The sequence below is a fragment of the Campylobacter sp. MIT 12-8780 genome, from assembly GCF_006864535.1.
Taxonomy (GTDB): domain Bacteria; phylum Campylobacterota; class Campylobacteria; order Campylobacterales; family Campylobacteraceae; genus Campylobacter_D.
Genome location: NZ_QHLL01000004.1, coordinates 89,554 through 109,116 on the forward strand (window position 1 = coordinate 89,554; position 19,563 = coordinate 109,116).

Here is a 19,563-nt window from a genome sequence, read left to right on the forward strand (position 1 = left end):
TTTATCAAGTGTTAAACACACAAAACAAAACGCACAAAGCTTGAAAAAACAAAATTTGCAAGAGCAAAATTTTAAAGATCAAAGTCCTAAAAAGCAAGACTTTAAAAATCATAACCTAACAAATCAAAATTCAAACAAAGTCAGCTTTACAAACAAAACTTCGAAAAATCAAGCCCCAAAAACAAATTCACATACTGCCTCGCACTCAAAAATAGAACCAAAAGGAAAAATAAAATGACTTTTTTAGATATAGCTGAATTAATTTTCATCTCTATAGTTGTAATTGTAGGCGTTGTAGGGATAGTTTTGGTGCTGAAAAATGAAAAAAGATAAACTCTCAAAGCTTGAAAAATACAAAAATTTAACCTATATCAAGAATGAGAGCCAAAAATAAAGCTAAGATAAGTTTAAAATTTGAAATTAAATCTTGGGGCAAAAAATGTTTTACGCTCTTGTTAAAATCACTCATCTGCTTTGTGCTTGTGTGGTGATAGGGTATTTAATCTATGATGTTTTTATCTTTTCTCATTTTAAGAAAAACCGTAGTGAAGCAGAATTTATCAAGCTTAAAAGAGAGCTTTTAAAACCAAGCGTTTATATCTTAGCACCAGCCTTTTTACTTTTGCTTTGTAGTGGAGCTTATCTTGGAAGTTTTTATCTAGGAGCAGAGCTTGGCTGGCTTGAAAGCTCTTTTCAGCAAATTTTGGTTCTTAAGATAAGCGTGGTTGGCTTACTTTTCGTTTTTACACCTATTTCATTTTTTTATATACTTGTGCTTAAAAAAAGCGATCCTATGCGGAAATTTTATCATCATCTTGCTCTACTCATCTGCCTTATTGCTTTAATCCTTGCAAAATTGATGTTTTTGTTCTAAAAAGTTTCTCGTGAAACAAAAAATTTGAGTTTCTTTTTAGCAAATTTAAGCTAAAATAACGAAGTTTTTATATTTAGAAATCACTTTGATATATAAAAGGAAAATGAGATGAAAAAAATATGCGCTTTTACTCTTATATCACTTATTGCGATAAACTCACTTGAGGCTTTAGAATTTAATGAAGTCGGACACAAGGCAATGGGTATGGGTGGCGTTGGTGTAGCATTGAAAAGCAATCCCTACGCTATCTTTTACAATCCAGCCCTCATCGCTGCAAATGACGCTACGCGTATGGGTTATGGTATAAGCGTGGAAGCTGAGCATAAAAATTTACTCGAAGCATTTAATTTTGATTTTAACAATATTCAAGATGTTTCGTATTTTAACAACTTGCTTAAAGAAAACTTTGCTCGTGTAAAAATGCAAGGCACTTGGGCTTTTAAAGCTCCTGATATTTTACCTTTAGGCGATGTTGCTTTGGGTTACTCGCAAAGCATTTATGCTGTAGCTGGATTTTCGGGGCAATTGCCTGCTAATGTTACAGATATCGGCGATAATGTAGATTTTCACTTGAGACGTTTAAGTGTTATGGAATTACCACTTTCTTATGCATTTTCTTTAGATTCTACGCTTGGTAAATTAAGCTGGGGTGCAGCAGTAAAATTTATGCATTTAAGCAGCACTCAAACTTCTCGAAAGCTCTTGACTACGGATTCTAAGGGCGATATACAAGATGATATTATCGATACGATCAAAGGAAACGATGCAAATAGCGATAATAACTTTGGTATCGATCTTGGCTTTAGCTACTCGCCTGCTTATGTGCCTGATTTTACTTTCGCTCTTGTAGGAAAAAATCTCAACACGCCTAAATTTGACTTTAAAAACAATGGCAAACTTACCATTTATCCTCAAGCAAGACTTGGCTTAGCCTACGATCTTAGCGATCATCTTAGCCTCGCAGCTGATGCGGATTTAACAGAAAATCTAATGCTTACTCCAGCAGGTATGCCAAAGCAAAAAAGCCAAAAAATCGGTATTGGTGTAGATGCGCATGCCATGTTTTTTGACGCAAGGGCTGGCATTGCTAAGGACTTAAGACAGGATAATGGAGCAATTGTCAGTTTTGGTATGGGCTTTGGCTTTTTGGACTTGGGCGTAGCTGTTGCGACTGAAAGGGTAAAGGTTGAGGGGACGAATTATCCAAGGTATTTTTCAGTGCAACTTGGTGGAAGCTTTGAGTTTTAAGTACTCAAAGCCTTTAAAGTCTAAAAAATTTAAACCTTAAATCTTTCTTCTTTCTTATGCCTTATCCTTACTCTTAGAATTTGTATCCAAATATAAATAAGGCTTAAATAAGCTAAAGTTCCAAAAAAATAACTTGAAAAAGTAAAAGCAAATACAAGGCTGATTAAAAATAAAAACAATACTCCTGTTGCATATCTCGCCTCCTTTAAAAGCTTAAAATAAGATATGATATAAGTCGTGATAAGAAAAAAGCTGATCTCATAAAAAGCCATCAATACATCGCTAAATTCTATAAAATTATTTGTTAAAAATGACACTTGATCCCTTTCTTTTTTATAATAAATTTTCTTTTCTTGGTTTTATTATCAAACGAAAAATCATAAATCTAATGCGAATAAAAAGAAACAAAATATGATAGTAAATATTATAATATACCCATATTTAAATAAAGCTGAAAATATAATTTTTACAAAAACGATACGCTTGATTTACTCTCTAGCTTTTAGCTTCACTCTTACAATCATCACAAAAAGACATAATATACTTAAAATGCCTAAAGTTACACTAAGATGACTCGTATAAGCAAAGGCAAAAAAGATAAAAATAAAGCTGAAAAAGAGTGCTGCTAAGCCGTATTTTGCTTGCTTAAGAGAGCTAATATTTGTCAAAACATAAAGCTCGATTAAACTAAAGATAAGAGCTAGAATTTGGATTATTACCATACTTGATTCAGACATATTGCTTCTCATTTTTAAGCTTAAAATAAAAAATTTCTCAAAACTGAATGTAAAAATTTAAAAACACACAAACATAAATTTTATACATACAAAAAAATTAGCTCATTTAGCCCAAAAATTATTTTAATATTTATTGAAAATTAATATTATAATATATCAAAACAAACTTAAGCTAAAGCATTTAAAAACTCTGTTTTTATATCTTTTTGTGAATAAAAGTCAAATTCCTCATTTTCAAATTTAAATTTTAAACGATACGAATGAAGGCACAATCTACTAGCCCCACAAAGTTTTTGAAGCTCTTGCAAGCTTAGTTTTTCATCAAGTATGTTTTCAATCTCTGGTTTTAAAAGCCCATATAAAGTTTCACCCAAAATACTATGTTTCACATGGAACAAATGCAAGCGAAGCTGGTGCTGTCTGCCCGTTTTAGGCTTACATAAGAGTAAAGAAGCGTTATATGTTTGAAAAAACTCAAGCCTTTCAAATTCACTTTTTGCCTCTTTTCCACCTTCGCTCACGGGACAAATTTGCATTCTTGTTTTGATATCATCATACTCTTTACTTAAAGCCAAAGGTGCATTGACGCTAAATTTTAAAGCTGTTTTGCCACGCACAAGAGCGAGGTATTCTTTGTGAATTTCTTTATTTTCAAACATTTTTTTAAGCTTTTTTGCCACAAATTGATTTTTTGCCACGAGTATAAGTCCGCTTGTTTGTTTATCAAGTCTATGAGCTACACAAGCTTGCTTGCCCCACAAATGCCAAATTTCATCGCACAAACTATACTTACAATGCCTTCCATTTGGGTGGGTTAAAACTCCACTTTCTTTATCAAAAAGAGCAAAATTTTCATTCTCAAAAACAGGCTTAATCCCACGCGGTTTGCTCTCATACTCCACAAGCTCGATTAAACCTTGAATTCGAGCATTTTTTTGCTTGATGATTTGCCCATTACATAGGACTTTGTTTGTATCTATAAGTCTTTGAGCTTCGTTCATAGAGATATTTAAGGTATTCATAAGCACTCTAAATATGGGTAATTCATTATTTGAAGCTAAATTTACTAATTTAATTTTCGTGTAAGCCAAGTTTAACCTTTTTTAAAATTATCTTTGGTTAAAATACCACTTTTTATTTCAAAAATTATAACATAACTCAAGGAACAAAGAAAATGGTAGAACGATACAGCAGAAAAGAAATGACGAGCAAATGGGACTTAAACGCAAAATATAATGCTTGGCTAAAAGTTGAACTTGCTGCGGTTAAGGCTTGGAATAAGCTTGGTTTTATCAGCGATGGGGATTGCGAAAAAATCCTTAAAAATGCTAAATTTAACATACAAAGAATTGATGAGATTGAAAAAGAAACAAAGCATGATGTTATCGCTTTTTTAACCTCAGTAAGTGAGAGTTTGGGCGAGGAAAGTCGTTTTGTGCATTTTGGCATGACAAGCTCTGATTGTATAGATACAGCTGTAGCTTTACAGATCAAAGAAAGCTTAGAGCTTATCTTAAAGGACTTAGATGAGCTTTTAGAAAATATCAAAACAAGGGCTTTGGAGCATAAATTTACACTTATGGTAGGTAGAAGTCATGGGATTCATGGTGAGCCTATTACTTTTGGCTTAAGTTTGGGCGTATTTTATGATGAGTTAAAACACTCAAAAAGCTTACTTGAACAAGCTCAAGAAATGATTTCTTATGGTAAGATAAGCGGAGCAATGGGAAATTTTGCTCATGCTCCACTCAAGCTAGAAGAAGAAGTATGCAAAGAACTTGGCTTAAAACCAGCCCCAATCTCAAATCAAATCATTCAAAGAGATCGTTATGCTACCGTGATTTCAGCCCTTGCTATACTTGCTGCAAGTTGTGAAAAAATCGCTGTAAATATAAGACATTTACAAAGAACAGAAGTTTATGAGGCTGAAGAGTTTTTCTCTAAAGGACAAAAAGGCAGCTCAGCCATGCCTCACAAAAGAAATCCAGTTTTAAGTGAAAATATCACTGGGCTTTGTAGGATTATTCGCTCTTTTGTTACTCCAGCCTTAGAAAATGTAGCTTTGTGGCATGAAAGAGATATAAGTCATTCTAGTGTAGAGCGTTTTATCTTGCCAGATGCCTTTATCACAGCTGATTTTATGCTTGCTCGCTTAACAAATTTAATTAAAAATTTACTCGTATATCCAGAAAATATGATGAAAAATTTAAACCTTACAGGCGGACTTGTCTTTTCTCAACGCGTGCTTTTAGAGCTTCCATTTAAGGGCGTAAGCAGAGAAAATGCCTATAAAATCGTGCAAAGAAATGCCATGAAAGTGTGGCAGGACTTGCAAAATGGCAAAAGTGCTTTAAATGAAAAGGGCGAGAGCTTGTTTTTGCAAAGCTTGCTTGAAGATGAAGAGCTAAGACAAAAGCTTGATGAGGCAAGCATTAGAGCCTGTTTTGATTATAGCTACTACACTAAAAATGTTGAAGCTATTTTAAAACGCGTATTTGATGAAAAATAAATTACAATAAAGAAAGGTTTGGCTATGAAAGTAATTAAAAGAAACGGACGCACAGAAGAACTTGACATCTCAAAGATCAAAAAATGCACTGGTGATGCGGTAAAAGGACTTGATGGAGTCAATGTCAGCGAACTTGAACTTGATGCAAAAATTCAGTTTCGAGACGGCATAAGCACAGATGAAATTCAAAAAACCTTGATTAAAACAGCGGTTGAAAAGATAGATGTGGATTGTCCTAATTATAGCTTTGTTGCGGCTCGTTTGTTTTTATATAGCTTATATAAAAAAGTAAGTGGGATTAACCGCTACAATCACTTGCGTGAATACTTTGAAAAAGGCGAAGCAGCTGGACGCATTTTACTTGGGCTCAAAGAAAAATACGACCTAGACGATTTAAATGATTATATCAAGCCAGAACGAGATATGCAATTTACCTATCTTGGCATAAAAACCCTTTATGATCGCTATTTGATAAAAGACAGCAAAGGCGAGCCTATAGAACTGCCTCAACATATGTTTATGGGTATAGCGATGTTTTTAGCTCAAAATGAGTTTAATCCTCAAGAATGGGCAAAGAAATTTTATGATTTAATCTCTAAATTTGAAGTAATGTTAGCTACTCCAACCCTTTCAAATGCTCGCACCACAAGACATCAGCTCAGCTCTTGCTACATAGGAAGCACACCTGATAATATAGAAGGCATTTTTGATAGTTATAAAGAAATGGCATTGCTTTCTAAATTTGGTGGCGGTATAGGCTGGGATTGGAGCAAGGTGCGTGCTATGGGTGGAAGCATTGATGGACACAAAAACGCAGCTGGTGGCATAATCCCTTTTCTTAAAATCACTAATGATATAGCCGTAGCCGTAGATCAGCTTGGCACAAGAAAAGGAGCCATTGCTGTATACATAGAAACTTGGCATATGGATATCAATGATTTTATTGATTTGCGTAAAAACTCTGGTGAAGAAAGAAGAAGGGCACATGAGCTTTTTCCGGCTTTGTGGATCAATGATTTGTTTATGAAAAGAGTAAAAGAAAATGACAAATGGACGCTTTTTGATCCAGCTGATACGCCTGATTTGTGCGAACTTTATGGGGCTGAGTTTGAAAAACGTTATGAAGAATACGAAAAAGACGCAAGTATAAGCAAAGAAATCGTCGATGCAAAAGAGCTTTGGAAGAAGATATTACTGAACTATTTTGAAAGCGGTATGCCATTTTTATGCTTTAAAGATACAGCAAATCGCACTAATCCAAATTCACATACCGGTATTATCAGAAGCTCAAATTTATGCACGGAAATTTTTCAAAATACCCAGCCAAATTATTATCAAATCAAAATCGTCTTTGATGATAAAAGCGAACTTCACTTAGATGAAAATGAAGAAGTCAAGATCGATGGAGGTATCATTAAACTTGCGAAAAAAGTCTCTACTCTTGATTATATGGGTGGCAAAAAAGTCTATATAGTTGAAAAATTCAAAAACGACGGCAAAACCGCTGTTTGCAATCTAGCAAGCATAAATTTAAGCAAAATCCACAAAAAAGAAGATATTCAAAGAGTTGTTCCAACAGCTGTTCGAATGCTTGATAATGTTATTGATCTTAATTTTTATCCGCACGCTAAAGTAAAAGACACAAATTTAAAATCCCGCTCTATAGGACTTGGCGTAATGGGAGAAGCACAAATGCTTGCTGAAGCACAAATTCACTGGGGCAGTGAGGAACATTTTGAAAAGATTGACAAGATCATGGAAATAATCAGTTTTGAAGCTATACAAGCAAGCTCAAATTTAGCTCTTGAAAAAGGAGCGTATCCAGACTTTAAAGGCAGTAGCTGGAGTAGGGGGATTTTCCCGATTGACACAGCAAGTGATAAAGCCAAAGCACTTACTTTAAGAGAGGGGCTTTTTAATCAAAGTGAATGTGATTGGGATAAGCTTAAAGAAAAGGTTAAAAAAGATGGTATGAGAAATGGCTATTTAATGGCGATCGCACCAACTTCAAGCATATCCATACTTGTAGGCACTACCCAAACTATAGAGCCTATTTATAAACGCAAATGGTTTGAGCAAAACTTAAGCGGAATGATTCCTGTTGTGGTGCCAAATTTAAGCCTTGATACTTGGCAATACTACACCTCAGCTTATGAAATCGATCAAAGACTCTTGGTTAAAGCTGCAGCCGTGCGTGGCAAATGGATCGATCAAGGACAAAGTTTAAATATCTTTATGAGCCTAGATAAGGCAAGTGGGGGCTATCTTAATGAAATTTACACGCTTGCTCATGAACTTGGGGTAAAATCGACTTATTATTTAAGAAGCGAAAGTCCAGACAGTGAAAAAGTAAGCGTGGCTGATCGTAGCATAGAATGCGAAGGTTGTCAGTAAAAAAAGAAAAAGGAGGCTAAAATGATAAATTTTATCAAGGAAAGCAAGGATAAAATCGATGAATTTTTAAGAAAAAAACGACAAAAAAGGCTTAAAAATCAAGTAAAAACTTTAAGAGAAAGTTTTGAGACTTTTAAAGAAGAAATTCGATTCAGTGAAATGAAAAATTCTTTATACCGATATGAAAGAAACTTTGAAAATAGCCCTACAAAGACTTTAAAAGAAAATTTGCCTTTTATAATCTTTCATTACGCAAGTCATGGCGTTTATAATTCAAGAAATTTAGGCGATTATATCCAAAGCATAGCCACGCAAAAAGCGATAACACAAGGCTTTGAAAATGCAAATTTTAAATACTTTGATAGAAATGCTTTAAGCTTTTATCCTCAACAGGGGGGGGGGGGATTGTGCTTATGCAAGGTTGGTTTGCACAAGGTTTTGACTTCCTGCCAAATGCAAATTTAACAAGTGTTTTTATAGGCGCGCATTTTACACAAGAAACACAAAATTTTTTAAAATGCTTTATCGCTCATTTTCCTCATTATTTTGAAAATAAAGAAATAGGCTGCAGAGATACTTTTACGCTTGAGTTCTTGCAAAATCTTGGGCTAAAAGCGTATTTTTCAAGATGTTTAACCAGCACTTTGCCAAAACGAGAGCCTAAAGCTACACAAACAAAAGTCTTTTTTGTGGGTTTTGATAAAAAACTACTTGCTTATGTGCCAAAAAATTTGAAAGAAAATGGCGAATTTATCGAACAACAATGGGTTGAGCTTATCAACTCTAGCGAAGAGCATTGTTTTAAGCTCACGCAAAACTTGCTTAAACGTTATGAAAATGAAGCAAAGCTCATCATCACTTCGGCTTTACATTGTGCTTCACCGGCTACAGCTTTGGCAATTCCTGTCGTTTTTATCCGCACAAGTAAGGAGCAAAAAACGCGCTTTAGTACTTTAAGGGGCATTATCCCTATCTATAGCGTTGAGGATTTAAAACAAGGCAAAGTTGATTTCAATCCCAAAGCACCTGATATAGAAGCCTTAAAAGAAGCTATGCTTGAAAATGCAAGACTTAGCATTCTTAAAGAAAAAGGTGAAAATATCGATGAAGCAAAGCTTAAGACATTGAGGGAATTTATCGCTAAATTTCAAGCAAATTAAGCTTTATCCAACACTTGCAAGCCTTTTGCGTTTGTGAAAAATGACTAAATCAATGATATGTTTTTTCAACACACTTAAGTTAAAAGGCTTTTTCACATAATCATCACAACCACTTTCAAAGCCTTCTTTAACATCATCTCCTGAATTTAAAGAAGTTAAAAAAATCGCTGGTGTCCTTTTACCCAAAGCCCTTAAATCCTTAAGCAAAGAAAAACCATCGCCCATAGGCACCTTAACATCAAAAATATAAAGATCAAATTCCTCTTTTCGTGCGAGCTCAAATGCTTCTTGAGCATCACTTGCAAGAATAGTGTCAAAACCTTCTTCTATGAGGTATTCAAGCACGATTTCGCTCAAACACATATCATCTTCAAGCAAAAGAATTTTTTTCATCTTTCACACCTTTTTAGAAATTTTTGTGAAAGGATAAAATAAAAAAGTGAATTTTTTGTGAAATGCAAAAAACAGATCATATTTTTATCAAAAAAATATTTTACTCTGCGTTAAACTACATAATACAGCTTAAAAAAATATTTTTTTAAGCAAAGTTAAGGCATAATTTCATTTCTTAATGCAAATTTGGGGCATTAGCTCAGCTGGGAGAGCGCGACGCTGGCAGCGTCGAGGTCAGCGGTTCGATCCCGCTATGCTCCACCATTTAACTTTTAAGAGGTTCCGTAGCTCAGTTGGTAGAGCACCACCTTGACATGGTGGTGGTCGTTGGTTCAAGTCCAATCGGAGCCACCATTTAAGCTCAGTGAAGAGTTTTTAATAAAGCTTTAAATTCTAATATTTCTTTTTCTTGATCTTTTATGATTTTACTGGCTATGGCATAAATTCTAAATCCCCGCTTTGAGAAAAAGCATTTTCCATCATAGGTGCATGCATAGCAGTGAGTATGTTTTGATCGATTTGTGAATGTTTATGACTGGCGTGAGCGTATAAGTTTAGAGCGCAAATAAAAGCAAAGATAAATGTTTTTTTCATTAATTTTCCTTTTAAAATAGAGCAATTTAATGAGAATTTAAACAAAAATTCGTAAATATTTCATAAGCATATTTGATTTAAGAGTGAAATTTAAGGACTAATGAATGCTAAAAGAACTACTTGATATTAAAAAAGAAATGGAACCTATCATACACGATGCTTCTGTGAAGCTTAATGTTATCGCTAGAGAGGTTATCACAAGGATCAAAGAATATGAAATTTATGGTCCTATGATAGATCGAATTTATCTTGATAATGCTATTTATGTCAAGGTTATGTCAAGTAGTAGAGATGCTAAAAGTCAGCAAGTTGATATCAAAAATGGCTTTTATATGGTTTTCGTTGCTCCTGAAAAAGGCACAACCCAAGATATCAAAAATCGCTTAAAAGTCGCTTATGAAAGCTTTGATGATAAATTTATAAAGGATTTGATCCGCTTGTATCAACGTTTTAAAGAAATTATTTCTAAAACTCAAGCCACACTCTCAAAAGCTTCGCAGATGAATGTTCAAATTGAAACCAATCTTGGTGAAGCAAGTGCAGCTTTTAAATTTAACATTAATATCAAGTATTTTAAAGAAGGACAAAAGCTTGATAAAAACAATATCAAATCAGCTGGAAGTTTTAGAGACACCAAAACACATATCAATCTTATCGTTGATAAGTCTTTAGACTCTAAAATTTGTGAAAAGCTCCTTGATGATGTAGAAAAATATTTCATCGGCTCACATTAAACTTTATTGATTTAATTTATATTTGTAAAACTAGCGGTTTAAATCAATTTAAAACTAGAATTTTTAAGTAAAATTTTACGCAAATTACATAAAAGCTTTTTAAAATCAAGTCTTTTTAAATCTCATATTTGCAGCATGTGTTAAAGCTACAGCTATGGCATCAGTGATATCAAGAGGCTTGATCTCTTTTTGTATGCCAAGAAGCCTTTTTACCATAAAAGCCACTTGTTCTTTTGTCGCTTTTGCCTTTCCTGTAACGCTTTTTTTCACTTGCAAGGGTGTGTATTCGCTAAATTCGCCGTGAGTTTGTAAGATTTTTAAGCTTAAAGCCCCACGAAATTGGGCGAGCTTAAGCACTGTTTTTGGATTATACGCAAAGAAAATATCTTCAATCGCCACCTCATCAAAGCTATGACTTTTAAAAATCAAATCAAGCCCCTCACACAACTCTGTGATTTGATACTGCAGTGAAGCTGGTTTGATCTTGATAAGTCCAGCCTCGATGAGTGTGTTTTTACCAGCTTTCATTTCAATGATAGCATATCCACAAAAACGCGAGCCCGGATCTATGCCTAAAATTTTCACATTTTACCTTTTTTGCAATCAAAATCTTTCACTAGAGTGAATTTTATTTTCACAAGCTGTGAAATTTCTATGAATTTTAACCTTTTTTTATAAAATTTTAGATAAAATAACAAGTTAAAAATCAATTTAAGGGTGTGAATGGACGCGGCTGATATACTCAAATGCTTTGAAAAAGAAATTTCTCGTAATGAATTTGAAAATTTTATCACGCCCTTAGTATTAAACGAAAAAGCTAGCAAAGCTGATCAACTCATTTTCAATGCGCCAAATGAACTTATGGCTAAATTTATACAAACAAAATATGCCGATAGAATCTCACATTTTTATGAAGTGCAAAGTGGCAATAAAGCCAAAGTATTGATCCAAAGTATCTCGCTTAAAAATGGTTCAAAACATAGCCTAAAAACCCCCATTAAACACGGCACAAGCACGATTTTAAATCCATCTTATACCTTCGAAAGCTTTGTTGTAGGGGATTCTAACCAATATGCTTATGCAACCTGCAAAGCAGCAAGCGCTAAAGATAAGCTTGGCAAGCTATATAATCCTGTTTTTATTTATGGACCAACCGGACTTGGTAAAACGCATTTGCTTCAAGCTGTAGGGAATGCGTGTTTAGAGCTTGGTAAGATTGTGATTTACGCCACAAGTGAAAATTTTATTAATGACTTTAGCTCACATTTGATAAATAAAAGCATGGATAAATTTCATGAAAAATACCGCAATTGTGATGTTTTACTTATCGATGATGTGCAATTTTTAGGTAAAACTGATAAAATTCAAGAAGAATTTTTCTTCACTTTTAATGAAGTCAAGGAAAAATTTGGACAAATCATCATGACTTCAGATACCCCGCCAAATATGCTTAAAGGTATCACAGAACGTTTAAAATCTCGCTTTGCAAATGGAGCTATTGCTGATATTACTCCGCCTGAACTTGACACTAAAATGGCAATTATCCGCAAAAAATGCGAATTTAATGGAGTAAGTTTAAATAATGAAATTATCTCTTATATCGCCACTTCAATGGGAGATAATATAAGAGAAATTGAAGGAATGATTACTAATTTAAACGCATATTCAAGACTAATCAACCAAGAAATCACTCTTGACATAGCAAAAAGCTTTATGAAAGATCATATCAAAGAACAAAAAGAAAGCATTGATATAGATGATATCTTAAGCGTAGTATGCAAAGACTTTAATATCAAAGCAAATGATATAAAATCAAACAAAAAAACACAAAATATAGTTACAGCAAGAAGAGTAGTGATCTTTTTGGCAAGAGAGCTTACAAGTATGTCTATGCCTCAACTTGCGAAATTTTTTGAGATGAAAGATCATACCGCTATTTCACACAATATCAAAAAGATCAATGAGCTTATAGAAGAGAAAAATGATTTAAAAGATAAAATAAATGAACTAAAAAACAAAATTTTAACAAAAATTCAAAGTTAGCCTGTGAAAAAATGTGAAAAAATACTTCTTAAAACTCATACAACAGATCAAGTTAAAATAGGAGTTCAAAAAGGAATTTCACATTTTCAACATGCCTATTATTATGAATAAATTTAAATTAAAAACAAAGGGGAAAAAATGAAACTCAGCATAAACAAAAATACACTCGAATCCGCAATATCACTTTGCAACGCTTATGTGGATAAAAAAGATTCTAGTGCAATCACTTCACATTTACTTTTTGAAGCAAATGATGATAAACTTGTAATCAAAGCAAGTGATTATGAATTTGGACTAAGTTATAAAATCAAAAAGATCAAAACAGAAACAAGTGGCTTTGCTACAGCAAATGCAAAACAAATTTCTGATATGATTAAAAACCTCAATAATGAAGATGTGATCTTAGAAACCATTGATAATTCTTTGTTTATTCGCCAAAAGAGCACAAAATACAAACTTGCTATGTTTAACTATGAAGATTTTCCAAATTTCCCAAATATCGAAGAAAAATCAAAATTTGATTTAGACTCAAGTGACTTAAGCAGAAGCCTTAAAAAAATCCTCCCAGCTATAGACACAAATAACCCAAAATACTCTTTAAATGGAGCTTTACTTGACATTAAAACAGATAAAATCAACTTTGTAGGCACAGATACAAAAAGGCTTGCTATATTTACTTTATTTAAACACAATGATAAAGAATTTTCAATCAGCATTCCTAAAAAAGCCATCGCTGAAATGCAAAAGCTTTTTTATGAAAAAATTGAACTTTTTTATGATGAAAATATACTTATCGCCAAGAATGATAATTTTGAATTTTTCACTAAACTCATTAATGATAAATTCCCAGATTATGAAAAAGTAGTGCCAAAACAAATCAATCAAGTCTTTAACTTTAAAACTGAAGATTTCATCGAAAGCCTCAAAAAAATAAGTGTTGTTGCTGAAAAAATGAAACTCCATTTTCAAAACAACAAACTTATATTTGAAGGTATTAGCTTAGATAATGTCGAAGCAAAAACAGAACTTGAATGCGAACTTAACATACAAGAAAGCTTTTCTTTAAACATAAAAATCAAATATTTATTTGACTTTTTACATTCTATAGAAACTGAAGAATTTGAACTAAAGATTAATGAACCAAATTTAGCCTTTATCGTTGCTTCAAAAGAGCTTGAAACGGTAATTATGCCTGTGATTTTATAAGGAAATTTAATGCAAACTCAAAATTATGGCGAAAGCAATATCAAAGTCCTTAAAGGCTTAGAAGCAGTTAGAAAACGTCCTGGTATGTATATAGGCGATACCAATGTTAATGGACTTCATCATATGATTTATGAAGTAGTGGATAATTCTATAGATGAAGCTATGGCTGGGTATTGTGATACTATAGATATAGAAATTACCACTGAGGGAAGCTGTATAGTGCGTGATAATGGACGTGGCATACCAGTTGGCATCCATCCTACTGAAAATATCCCTACTTTAACTGTTGTTTTAACCGTGCTTCATGCCGGTGGTAAGTTTGATCAAGATACTTATAAAGTCTCTGGTGGGCTTCATGGTGTGGGTGTTTCAGTTGTAAATGCACTTTCTAAAAAACTTGTTGCCACAGTTGAAAGAGATGGAAATATCTACCGCCAAGAATTTGCAAAAGGTATCCCAACAAGTGAATTTAAGATCATAGGAAAAAGCTCAAAAACAGGCACTACAATCGAGTTTTGGGTTGATGATAGTATCTTTGAAGTCAAAGACTTTGATTATGAAATTTTAGCAAAAAGATTTCGTGAGCTTGCGTATTTAAATCCTAAAATTACCATAAATTTTAAAGACAATCGTATCAGCAAAGAAGAGAATTTTCATTTTGAAGGTGGAATTACTGAATTTGTAAATGATATAAACAAAAAACAAGCCTTAACAAAGGTAATGAATTTTAGCGTAACTGAAGAAGATGTTGAAGTTGATATAGCTTTAATGTATAATGACAGCTACAGCGAAACCCTACTTTCTTTTGTAAATAATATCAAAACCCCAGATGGAGGCACACACGAAGCTGGCTTTAGAATGGGGCTAACACGAGTTATCACAAATTATGTTGAAGCTAATGCTGCAGCTAGAGAAAAAGACAGCAAAATAACAGGCGAGGATGTGCGTGAAGGACTTGTGGCTATAGTTTCAGTAAAAGTGCCTGATCCTCAGTTTGAAGGGCAAACTAAAGGAAAACTTGGCTCAAGCTATGTGCGTCCGATAGTCAATAAAGCTAGCTTTGAGTTTTTAAGCAAATATTTTGAAGAAAATCCTATAGAAGCTAAGGCTGTAATGAATAAAGCCTTAATGGCAGCAAGAGGCAGAGAAGCAGCTAAAAAAGCAAGAGAACTTACTCGCAAAAAAGAAGGCTTAAGTGTTGGCACCTTGCCTGGAAAATTAGCTGATTGTCAAAGTAAGGATCCTAGTGAATGTGAAATTTATCTTGTTGAGGGTGATTCAGCTGGTGGTTCTGCTAAGCAGGGTAGAGAAAGGGCTTTTCAAGCCATTTTACCTTTAAGAGGAAAAATTTTAAATGTTGAAAAATCCCGCCTTGATAAAATTTTAAAATCAGATGAGATTAAAAATATGATCACAGCCTTTGGTTGTGGGGTAGGCGATGAGTTTGATTTAAGTCGTTTAAGGTATCATAAAATCATCATTATGACTGATGCTGATGTTGATGGCTCGCATATTCAAACCTTGCTTTTAACCTTTTTCTTCCGCTTTATGAATGATCTTGTTGCAAATGGACATGTTTATCTTGCCCAACCTCCACTTTATCGCTATAAAAAAGGACAGAAAAAAGAAATTTATCTCAAAGATGAAAAAGCCTTAAATGAATACCTCATAGAAACAGGCATAGAAAACTCAAGCTTTGAAGGCGTTGGGCTTAATGATTTAAAAGACTTTTTAAAGCTTGTAGCTGCTTATAGAAGCGTGCTTAAAGAGCTTGAAAAACGCTTTTCTATCATCAGTGTTATCAGGCATTTAATAGAAAATCCAGATTTGATAAAAAAAGATAATAAAGCTTTATTTGAAGATATAAAAAGCTTTCTTGAAAAAGAAAAATACAATATCTTAAACTCATATATCAATGAAAATGAAATCCGCATTTTTGTCCAAACACAAAATGGACTTGAAGAGCTTTTAATCAATGATGATTTATTTACTAACCCTTTATATGAAGAAGCAGTATATATCTCACAAAAGATCAAAGAAAGAGACTTGCAAGCTGTGTTTGATAAAGATATTTTAGCTGTGCTTAAAGACATAGAAGAAAGTGCTAAAAAAGGAGCTTATATACAAAGATATAAAGGCTTAGGCGAGATGAATCCAGATCAGCTTTGGGATACAACCATGGACCCACAAAACCGCCGCTTACTTCAAATTTCAATTGAAGACGCCAGCAGGGCTAGCGATACTTTTAATCTTTTCATGGGCGATGAGGTAGAGCCAAGAAGGGATTATATACAAAAACACGCTAAAGATGTGAAACATTTAGATGTGTAAAAGTGTCAATTTAAGGGCTATAATTGCCCTTAAAGTTTTTTATTTAATAAAAGCTAGATCATATATCTACTTTTTTATTTAACTTCATTTTTATCTAAATTTCGTTACAATTTTTGCTTAAAATTTATAAGGATTATCTATGCAAATCACCTTACTTTCTTATACTGCTCTTGAAATTTGTTCTCACGCTATACGCACTTGCTGGCAAAGCTTTGAAAAAGGCGACAAAGGTGGTAAAATCGATAAAGAACTTATCGATAGAGTCGGCAATAAATTCAAACACGCCTCAACCTTAGAACATTTAAATTATACTTTTTATATACAAGGTATTTCAAGAGCCCTTTTGCAAGAGCTTGCTAGACATCGCCACGCAAGTTTAAGTGTAAAAAGCACGCGTTATACCTTAAAAGAATTGCGAAACGAGCAAGCTTTTAAAGAATTTGACTTTAAGCATGCAAGTAAATATCTTGTGCTAACAGAAAATGAAAAAGTTGATAATGCAAGTATTAAAGCTCTTGAAAATTTGCGTTTAATCTTACAAGAAAGCATTAGCCTTGATATCGCTAAATATTGCTTGCCAGAAAGTTATAAAACAGAGCTTACTTGGAGTATCAATGCAAGAGCCTTGCAAAATTTTCTTCATCTTAGAAGCTCAAAATCAGCCCTTTGGGAGATCAGAGAGCTTGCAAAAGCTATTTTTAACGCCCTGCCAAGCGAACATCAATTTATCTTTGAAGAAAGCGTGCTTTTAGATTAGTTTTTTATTTAAGAGCTTAAAATCAAGCTTTTTAGTTTTGTTTTAATTATCTTAATCTAAGTTTTTATATTAAGATTCTTTTTCATTATTTATTTTTAAAATGAGAATTTTAAGAAAAATCAGCTTAAAGCTCAAGTTAAAACCAAAGCCTTAAAGTTTAAATTTATACTTTTTATTATAGACTATTAATTTGTATTTTACTAAAGGAGCTTCTATGAAAAAACACCTTAAATTCTACTTTCTCATAGGCTTTTTAACTTGTTTTTTGCTAGCATGTTCTGCTAAAGAAATCAACCCTCTTTCAACTTTTGGCGATAAAAACGATAGCGATCCTTTAAAGATAGGCAAAAGCCCTACTTTGCCAGCTAAGCAAGATACACCTAGCTTGCTTGTAGGACAAATTTTTATGCCAGAGGAAAAAAATAAAAATTTTGATAAGCTCTTGCAAAATAACGAGCTTCAAAGCAGTATGAAAATGGATAAAAAGCCTTTGCTTCAAGCTCTCGGTTCAAGTCCTAGCATGGCTGATAGTTCTGATTGGTTTTCTTTGATGGCTGCAAATGGGGCAGTGCTTACGGTTTGGGCTTTAGCTCAGGGAAATTGGCTTTGGGGCTATACTCTTATTGATAGTGTGGGTTTTGGAGACGCTAGAGTGTGGAAATTTAGGCTTTTTGCTAATAATGAGGTTTTAATTCAAAATGCCAAAACAAATACTTGTGTGAATACCTATGGCAATGGCGTCATTCATTCAGCTTGCGATGAAAGCAATGTATATCAACGTTTCAAGCTTATCCCTATGAGTAATGAAGCCTTTATGCTCCAAAATACGGGCACAAAACGTTGCTTACAAGTGCCAATTGGGGATATATTTTATGATTTTCACCGCGTTTCAGGCATTTATTTAAGCACTTGCAACGCAGGAGATAATCTTGATCAGCAATTTTACATCATCCCACCACCTTTTTTAATCCGCCCGCTTTATGATAGGAGATAAACATGAAAAAATACATTGCGATCTTAATATTTAGCTTTTTAGCGCTTTTTGCTAAGGATATGGACGATTATAAGGTAGCTTCTTGGAATTTGCAAGGCTCATCGGCAAACACTGAGAGCAAGTGGAGCGTAAGCATTCGCCAGCTTATAAGCGGGGATAATGCAGCTGATATTTTAGCGGTGCAAGAAGCAGGAAGCTTGCCTCATACTGCTACGCCAACAGGTAGGGAGCAAAACTTAAGCGATATTATCGTTCGTGAGTATAACTGGGATTTGGGCTCAAGATCGCGTCCAGACGGCGTTTTTGTGTATTATACTCGCATTGATACTGGAGCAAATCGCGTAAATTTAGCCATAGTTTCAAGAACTAGAGCCGATGAGATCATCATTTTACCGCCTCCAACGACTCCTTCTCGTCCAGTCATTGGCATACGCATAGACAATAATGCCTTTTTTAGCGTGCATGCGCTTGCAAATGGGGGTTCTGATTCTGTAGCTATTGTAAATTCAGTGTTTGAGCATTTTAGAGATCGCCCTGATCTTACTTGGATGATAGCAGGGGATTTTAACCGCAATCCTGAAAATTTGCGTTTTGAGCTGAATTTAGAACGTAGGGTAAGAACGACCATCATCGCTCCTGATGCGCCCACTCAAAGAAGTGGAGGCACGCTTGATTATGCCATAGTTGGAAGCTCAAGTGGCTCGGTAACTCGCACAGCTTTAGTGGCTCTTTTAATGCTGAGCAATTTTAGAACCCAGCTCGTTTCAGATCATTTTCCAGTCAATTTTAGACGCTTTCGCTAGTTTTAAGGAGAAAAAATGATAAAAAATATAGTTTTAATGCTTTTATGTTTAAGCTTTGCTTTGGCTGATGAGGCTGAAAATATCATCAACAATGCAGGACTTTCAAGCACAAGCTCGCCCACTCCAAGAAAAGATGATTTTGAAAATGTAACTAATCCAGTGCAAATTCGTAATTTACGCACCGGCATAGCCATAAATTTAACAAGAAAAGGGGATTTAAACACCCAAAACTGGCTCATACGCCAAATAGAGCTTAGCGATGTGCTAGTAAAAAGAGATAAACTCCGCTTTAAATGGGACTTTGGTTATGTGCAATTTGTCCGCCCTGAAAATCCTGATGGTTGTTTAGCCATAGGAGAAGATGGCTTTTTGCATGTTAAATCTTGCAAACAAGACTTAAAGCTCTCAAAGCTAGAAACTGTTTTTTCCATAATCCCAACTTCAAGTTCAGCTGTGCAAATTCGCTCTTTGGTTTTAGACGCAAATGAATGCTTGTTTGTCTTTGACAATCCAAGCGTAGCCATACAAGATCGCGTAGGCATAGGACCTTGCTCGCTTGATTATAATTTCTTAATCGACACCACAGAACTCTTTTTCTTTACCCCAGCTCTTGTTAAAGCTAGGGCTTTGTTGCCTTTAAAATAAGTGCTTTTAAAAGCACTTAAAAAGGTAAAATGAGAGTTTTACGCCCAAGGCTCTCATTATCCCAAAAATACCTTGTTTAAACTTGTTTAAAAAAGCTTAGTCTTATTATCCTTTCAAAAATTTTAAACAAGTGTAGAAAAA

Annotated in this window: 20 protein-coding genes and 2 tRNA genes; 16 read left to right on the forward strand and 6 right to left on the reverse strand. The window is 34.1% G+C overall.

What is annotated here, in order from left to right:
- Nucleotides 1–439: 439 nt before the first annotated feature.
- Together DMB95_RS04210 and traF are read left to right on the forward strand one after the other, a co-directional pair.
- A complete protein-coding gene (locus DMB95_RS04210; protein ID WP_142931058.1) occupies nucleotides 440–874 on the forward strand; it encodes a trehalose-6-phosphate synthase in 435 nt (144 codons plus the stop codon).
- A gap of 108 nt (nucleotides 875–982) precedes the next feature.
- Entirely contained in the window at nucleotides 983–2,122 is a 1,140-nt protein-coding gene (traF, locus tag DMB95_RS04215; RefSeq protein ID WP_142931059.1) for a conjugal transfer protein TraF, read from the forward strand.
- Nucleotides 2,123–2,151: 29 nt separating this feature from the next.
- Here traF and DMB95_RS04220 read toward each other — a convergent pair whose 3' ends face one another.
- The 3 genes from DMB95_RS04220 to DMB95_RS04230 form a co-directional block, all read right to left on the reverse strand.
- Entirely contained in the window at nucleotides 2,152–2,439 is a 288-nt protein-coding gene (locus DMB95_RS04220) for a hypothetical protein (RefSeq protein WP_142931060.1), read from the reverse strand.
- A gap of 171 nt (nucleotides 2,440–2,610) precedes the next feature.
- Nucleotides 2,611–2,859 (reverse strand): hypothetical protein, encoded by a 249-nt coding sequence (locus DMB95_RS04225; protein WP_142931061.1) that lies wholly within the window; start codon nucleotides 2,857–2,859, stop codon nucleotides 2,611–2,613.
- 167 nt (nucleotides 2,860–3,026) lie between these two features.
- A complete protein-coding gene (locus DMB95_RS04230) occupies nucleotides 3,027–3,950 on the reverse strand; it encodes an RluA family pseudouridine synthase (protein ID WP_142931062.1) in 924 nt (307 codons plus the stop codon).
- A gap of 83 nt (nucleotides 3,951–4,033) precedes the next feature.
- Between DMB95_RS04230 and purB the strand changes: the two genes are divergently transcribed.
- From purB to DMB95_RS04250, 4 genes are read left to right on the forward strand one after another with little or no spacing between them, the layout of a single operon-like run.
- Nucleotides 4,034–5,368, forward strand: coding sequence for an adenylosuccinate lyase (purB, locus tag DMB95_RS04235; protein WP_142931063.1), 1,335 nt, complete (start codon nucleotides 4,034–4,036; stop codon nucleotides 5,366–5,368).
- A gap of 24 nt (nucleotides 5,369–5,392) precedes the next feature.
- The gene (locus DMB95_RS04240) at nucleotides 5,393–7,762 is read left to right on the forward strand and encodes a ribonucleoside-diphosphate reductase subunit alpha (protein ID WP_142931064.1); all 2,370 of its coding nucleotides are present in this window, start codon (nucleotides 5,393–5,395) and stop codon (nucleotides 7,760–7,762) included.
- A 21-nt stretch (nucleotides 7,763–7,783) separates the two neighbouring features.
- Nucleotides 7,784–8,227, forward strand: coding sequence for a hypothetical protein (locus DMB95_RS04245; RefSeq protein WP_142931065.1), 444 nt, complete (start codon nucleotides 7,784–7,786; stop codon nucleotides 8,225–8,227).
- The gene (locus DMB95_RS04250) at nucleotides 8,176–8,922 is read left to right on the forward strand and encodes a polysaccharide pyruvyl transferase family protein (protein WP_142931066.1); all 747 of its coding nucleotides are present in this window, start codon (nucleotides 8,176–8,178) and stop codon (nucleotides 8,920–8,922) included. The genes DMB95_RS04245 and DMB95_RS04250 overlap by 52 nt, the downstream gene beginning before the upstream one ends.
- A 3-nt stretch (nucleotides 8,923–8,925) precedes the next feature.
- Here the strand turns inward: DMB95_RS04250 and DMB95_RS04255 are convergent, their stop codons facing one another.
- Nucleotides 8,926–9,315 (reverse strand): response regulator transcription factor, encoded by a 390-nt coding sequence (locus DMB95_RS04255; RefSeq protein ID WP_142931067.1) that lies wholly within the window; start codon nucleotides 9,313–9,315, stop codon nucleotides 8,926–8,928.
- 188 nt (nucleotides 9,316–9,503) lie between these two features.
- Between DMB95_RS04255 and DMB95_RS04260 the strand changes: the two genes are divergently transcribed.
- A tRNA-Ala gene (locus tag DMB95_RS04260) sits at nucleotides 9,504–9,579 on the forward strand.
- Between the two features lie 14 nt (nucleotides 9,580–9,593).
- Nucleotides 9,594–9,669, forward strand: a tRNA-Val gene (locus DMB95_RS04265).
- 78 nt (nucleotides 9,670–9,747) lie between these two features.
- On the opposite strand, the gene DMB95_RS09550 is transcribed toward DMB95_RS04265, so the two are convergent.
- A complete protein-coding gene (locus tag DMB95_RS09550) occupies nucleotides 9,748–9,909 on the reverse strand; it encodes a hypothetical protein (protein ID WP_162056759.1) in 162 nt (53 codons plus the stop codon).
- Between the two features lie 104 nt (nucleotides 9,910–10,013).
- Here DMB95_RS09550 and DMB95_RS04270 point away from each other — a divergent pair, with 104 nt between their 5' ends.
- Nucleotides 10,014–10,643 carry a hypothetical protein gene (locus tag DMB95_RS04270; protein WP_142931068.1) on the forward strand — a complete coding sequence of 210 codons (630 nt, stop codon included), beginning with the start codon at nucleotides 10,014–10,016 and terminating at the stop codon, nucleotides 10,641–10,643.
- A gap of 105 nt (nucleotides 10,644–10,748) precedes the next feature.
- Here the strand turns inward: DMB95_RS04270 and ruvC are convergent, their stop codons facing one another.
- On the reverse strand, nucleotides 10,749–11,171 hold the full coding sequence (ruvC, locus tag DMB95_RS04275) for a crossover junction endodeoxyribonuclease RuvC (protein ID WP_238386914.1): 423 nt from the start codon (nucleotides 11,169–11,171) through the stop codon (nucleotides 10,749–10,751).
- A 195-nt stretch (nucleotides 11,172–11,366) separates the two neighbouring features.
- Between ruvC and dnaA the strand changes: the two genes are divergently transcribed.
- The 7 genes from dnaA (at nucleotide 11,367) to DMB95_RS04310 (ending at nucleotide 19,422) form a co-directional block, all read left to right on the forward strand.
- Nucleotides 11,367–12,686, forward strand: coding sequence for a chromosomal replication initiator protein DnaA (gene dnaA / locus DMB95_RS04280; RefSeq protein ID WP_142931069.1), 1,320 nt, complete (start codon nucleotides 11,367–11,369; stop codon nucleotides 12,684–12,686).
- Between the two features lie 138 nt (nucleotides 12,687–12,824).
- A complete protein-coding gene (gene dnaN, locus DMB95_RS04285; protein ID WP_142931070.1) occupies nucleotides 12,825–13,892 on the forward strand; it encodes a DNA polymerase III subunit beta in 1,068 nt (355 codons plus the stop codon).
- A 9-nt stretch (nucleotides 13,893–13,901) separates the two neighbouring features.
- Nucleotides 13,902–16,223, forward strand: coding sequence for a DNA topoisomerase (ATP-hydrolyzing) subunit B (gene gyrB / locus DMB95_RS04290; RefSeq protein WP_142931071.1), 2,322 nt, complete (start codon nucleotides 13,902–13,904; stop codon nucleotides 16,221–16,223).
- 139 nt (nucleotides 16,224–16,362) lie between these two features.
- On the forward strand, nucleotides 16,363–16,980 hold the full coding sequence (gene thyX / locus DMB95_RS04295; RefSeq protein ID WP_137632405.1) for an FAD-dependent thymidylate synthase: 618 nt from the start codon (nucleotides 16,363–16,365) through the stop codon (nucleotides 16,978–16,980).
- 214 nt (nucleotides 16,981–17,194) lie between these two features.
- Complete coding sequence (locus DMB95_RS04300; RefSeq protein ID WP_142931072.1) at nucleotides 17,195–17,974, forward strand: toxin; 780 nt, start codon at nucleotides 17,195–17,197, stop codon at nucleotides 17,972–17,974.
- Nucleotides 17,975–17,976: 2 nt separating this feature from the next.
- Nucleotides 17,977–18,777, forward strand: coding sequence for a cytolethal distending toxin subunit B family protein (locus DMB95_RS04305; RefSeq protein ID WP_142931073.1), 801 nt, complete (start codon nucleotides 17,977–17,979; stop codon nucleotides 18,775–18,777).
- Nucleotides 18,778–18,792: 15 nt separating this feature from the next.
- Complete coding sequence (locus DMB95_RS04310) at nucleotides 18,793–19,422, forward strand: toxin (RefSeq protein WP_238386899.1); 630 nt, start codon at nucleotides 18,793–18,795, stop codon at nucleotides 19,420–19,422.
- Nucleotides 19,423–19,563 lie beyond the last annotated feature (141 nt).

What these genes read in the sequence shown, in the direction of transcription:
- DMB95_RS04210 (WP_142931058.1), top strand. Translation starts at nt 440, where the DNA reads ATGTTTTACGCTCTTGTTAAAATCACTCATCTGCTTTGTGCTTGTGTG.
- traF (WP_142931059.1), top strand. Translation starts at nt 983, where the DNA reads ATGAAAAAAATATGCGCTTTTACTCTTATATCACTTATTGCGATAAAC.
- DMB95_RS04225 (WP_142931061.1), bottom strand. Translation starts at nt 2,859, where the DNA reads ATGTCTGAATCAAGTATGGTAATAATCCAAATTCTAGCTCTTATCTTT.
- purB (WP_142931063.1), top strand. Translation starts at nt 4,034, where the DNA reads ATGGTAGAACGATACAGCAGAAAAGAAATGACGAGCAAATGGGACTTA.
- DMB95_RS04240 (WP_142931064.1), top strand. Translation starts at nt 5,393, where the DNA reads ATGAAAGTAATTAAAAGAAACGGACGCACAGAAGAACTTGACATCTCA.
- DMB95_RS04245 (WP_142931065.1), top strand. Translation starts at nt 7,784, where the DNA reads ATGATAAATTTTATCAAGGAAAGCAAGGATAAAATCGATGAATTTTTA.
- DMB95_RS04250 (WP_142931066.1), top strand. Translation starts at nt 8,176, where the DNA reads ATGCAAGGTTGGTTTGCACAAGGTTTTGACTTCCTGCCAAATGCAAAT.
- DMB95_RS04255 (WP_142931067.1), bottom strand. Translation starts at nt 9,315, where the DNA reads ATGAAAAAAATTCTTTTGCTTGAAGATGATATGTGTTTGAGCGAAATC.
- DMB95_RS09550 (WP_162056759.1), bottom strand. Translation starts at nt 9,909, where the DNA reads ATGAAAAAAACATTTATCTTTGCTTTTATTTGCGCTCTAAACTTATAC.
- DMB95_RS04270 (WP_142931068.1), top strand. Translation starts at nt 10,014, where the DNA reads ATGCTAAAAGAACTACTTGATATTAAAAAAGAAATGGAACCTATCATA.
- ruvC (WP_238386914.1), bottom strand. Translation starts at nt 11,171, where the DNA reads ATGAAAGCTGGTAAAAACACACTCATCGAGGCTGGACTTATCAAGATC.
- dnaA (WP_142931069.1), top strand. Translation starts at nt 11,367, where the DNA reads ATGGACGCGGCTGATATACTCAAATGCTTTGAAAAAGAAATTTCTCGT.
- dnaN (WP_142931070.1), top strand. Translation starts at nt 12,825, where the DNA reads ATGAAACTCAGCATAAACAAAAATACACTCGAATCCGCAATATCACTT.
- gyrB (WP_142931071.1), top strand. Translation starts at nt 13,902, where the DNA reads ATGCAAACTCAAAATTATGGCGAAAGCAATATCAAAGTCCTTAAAGGC.
- thyX (WP_137632405.1), top strand. Translation starts at nt 16,363, where the DNA reads ATGCAAATCACCTTACTTTCTTATACTGCTCTTGAAATTTGTTCTCAC.
- DMB95_RS04300 (WP_142931072.1), top strand. Translation starts at nt 17,195, where the DNA reads ATGAAAAAACACCTTAAATTCTACTTTCTCATAGGCTTTTTAACTTGT.
- DMB95_RS04305 (WP_142931073.1), top strand. Translation starts at nt 17,977, where the DNA reads ATGAAAAAATACATTGCGATCTTAATATTTAGCTTTTTAGCGCTTTTT.
- DMB95_RS04310 (WP_238386899.1), top strand. Translation starts at nt 18,793, where the DNA reads ATGATAAAAAATATAGTTTTAATGCTTTTATGTTTAAGCTTTGCTTTG.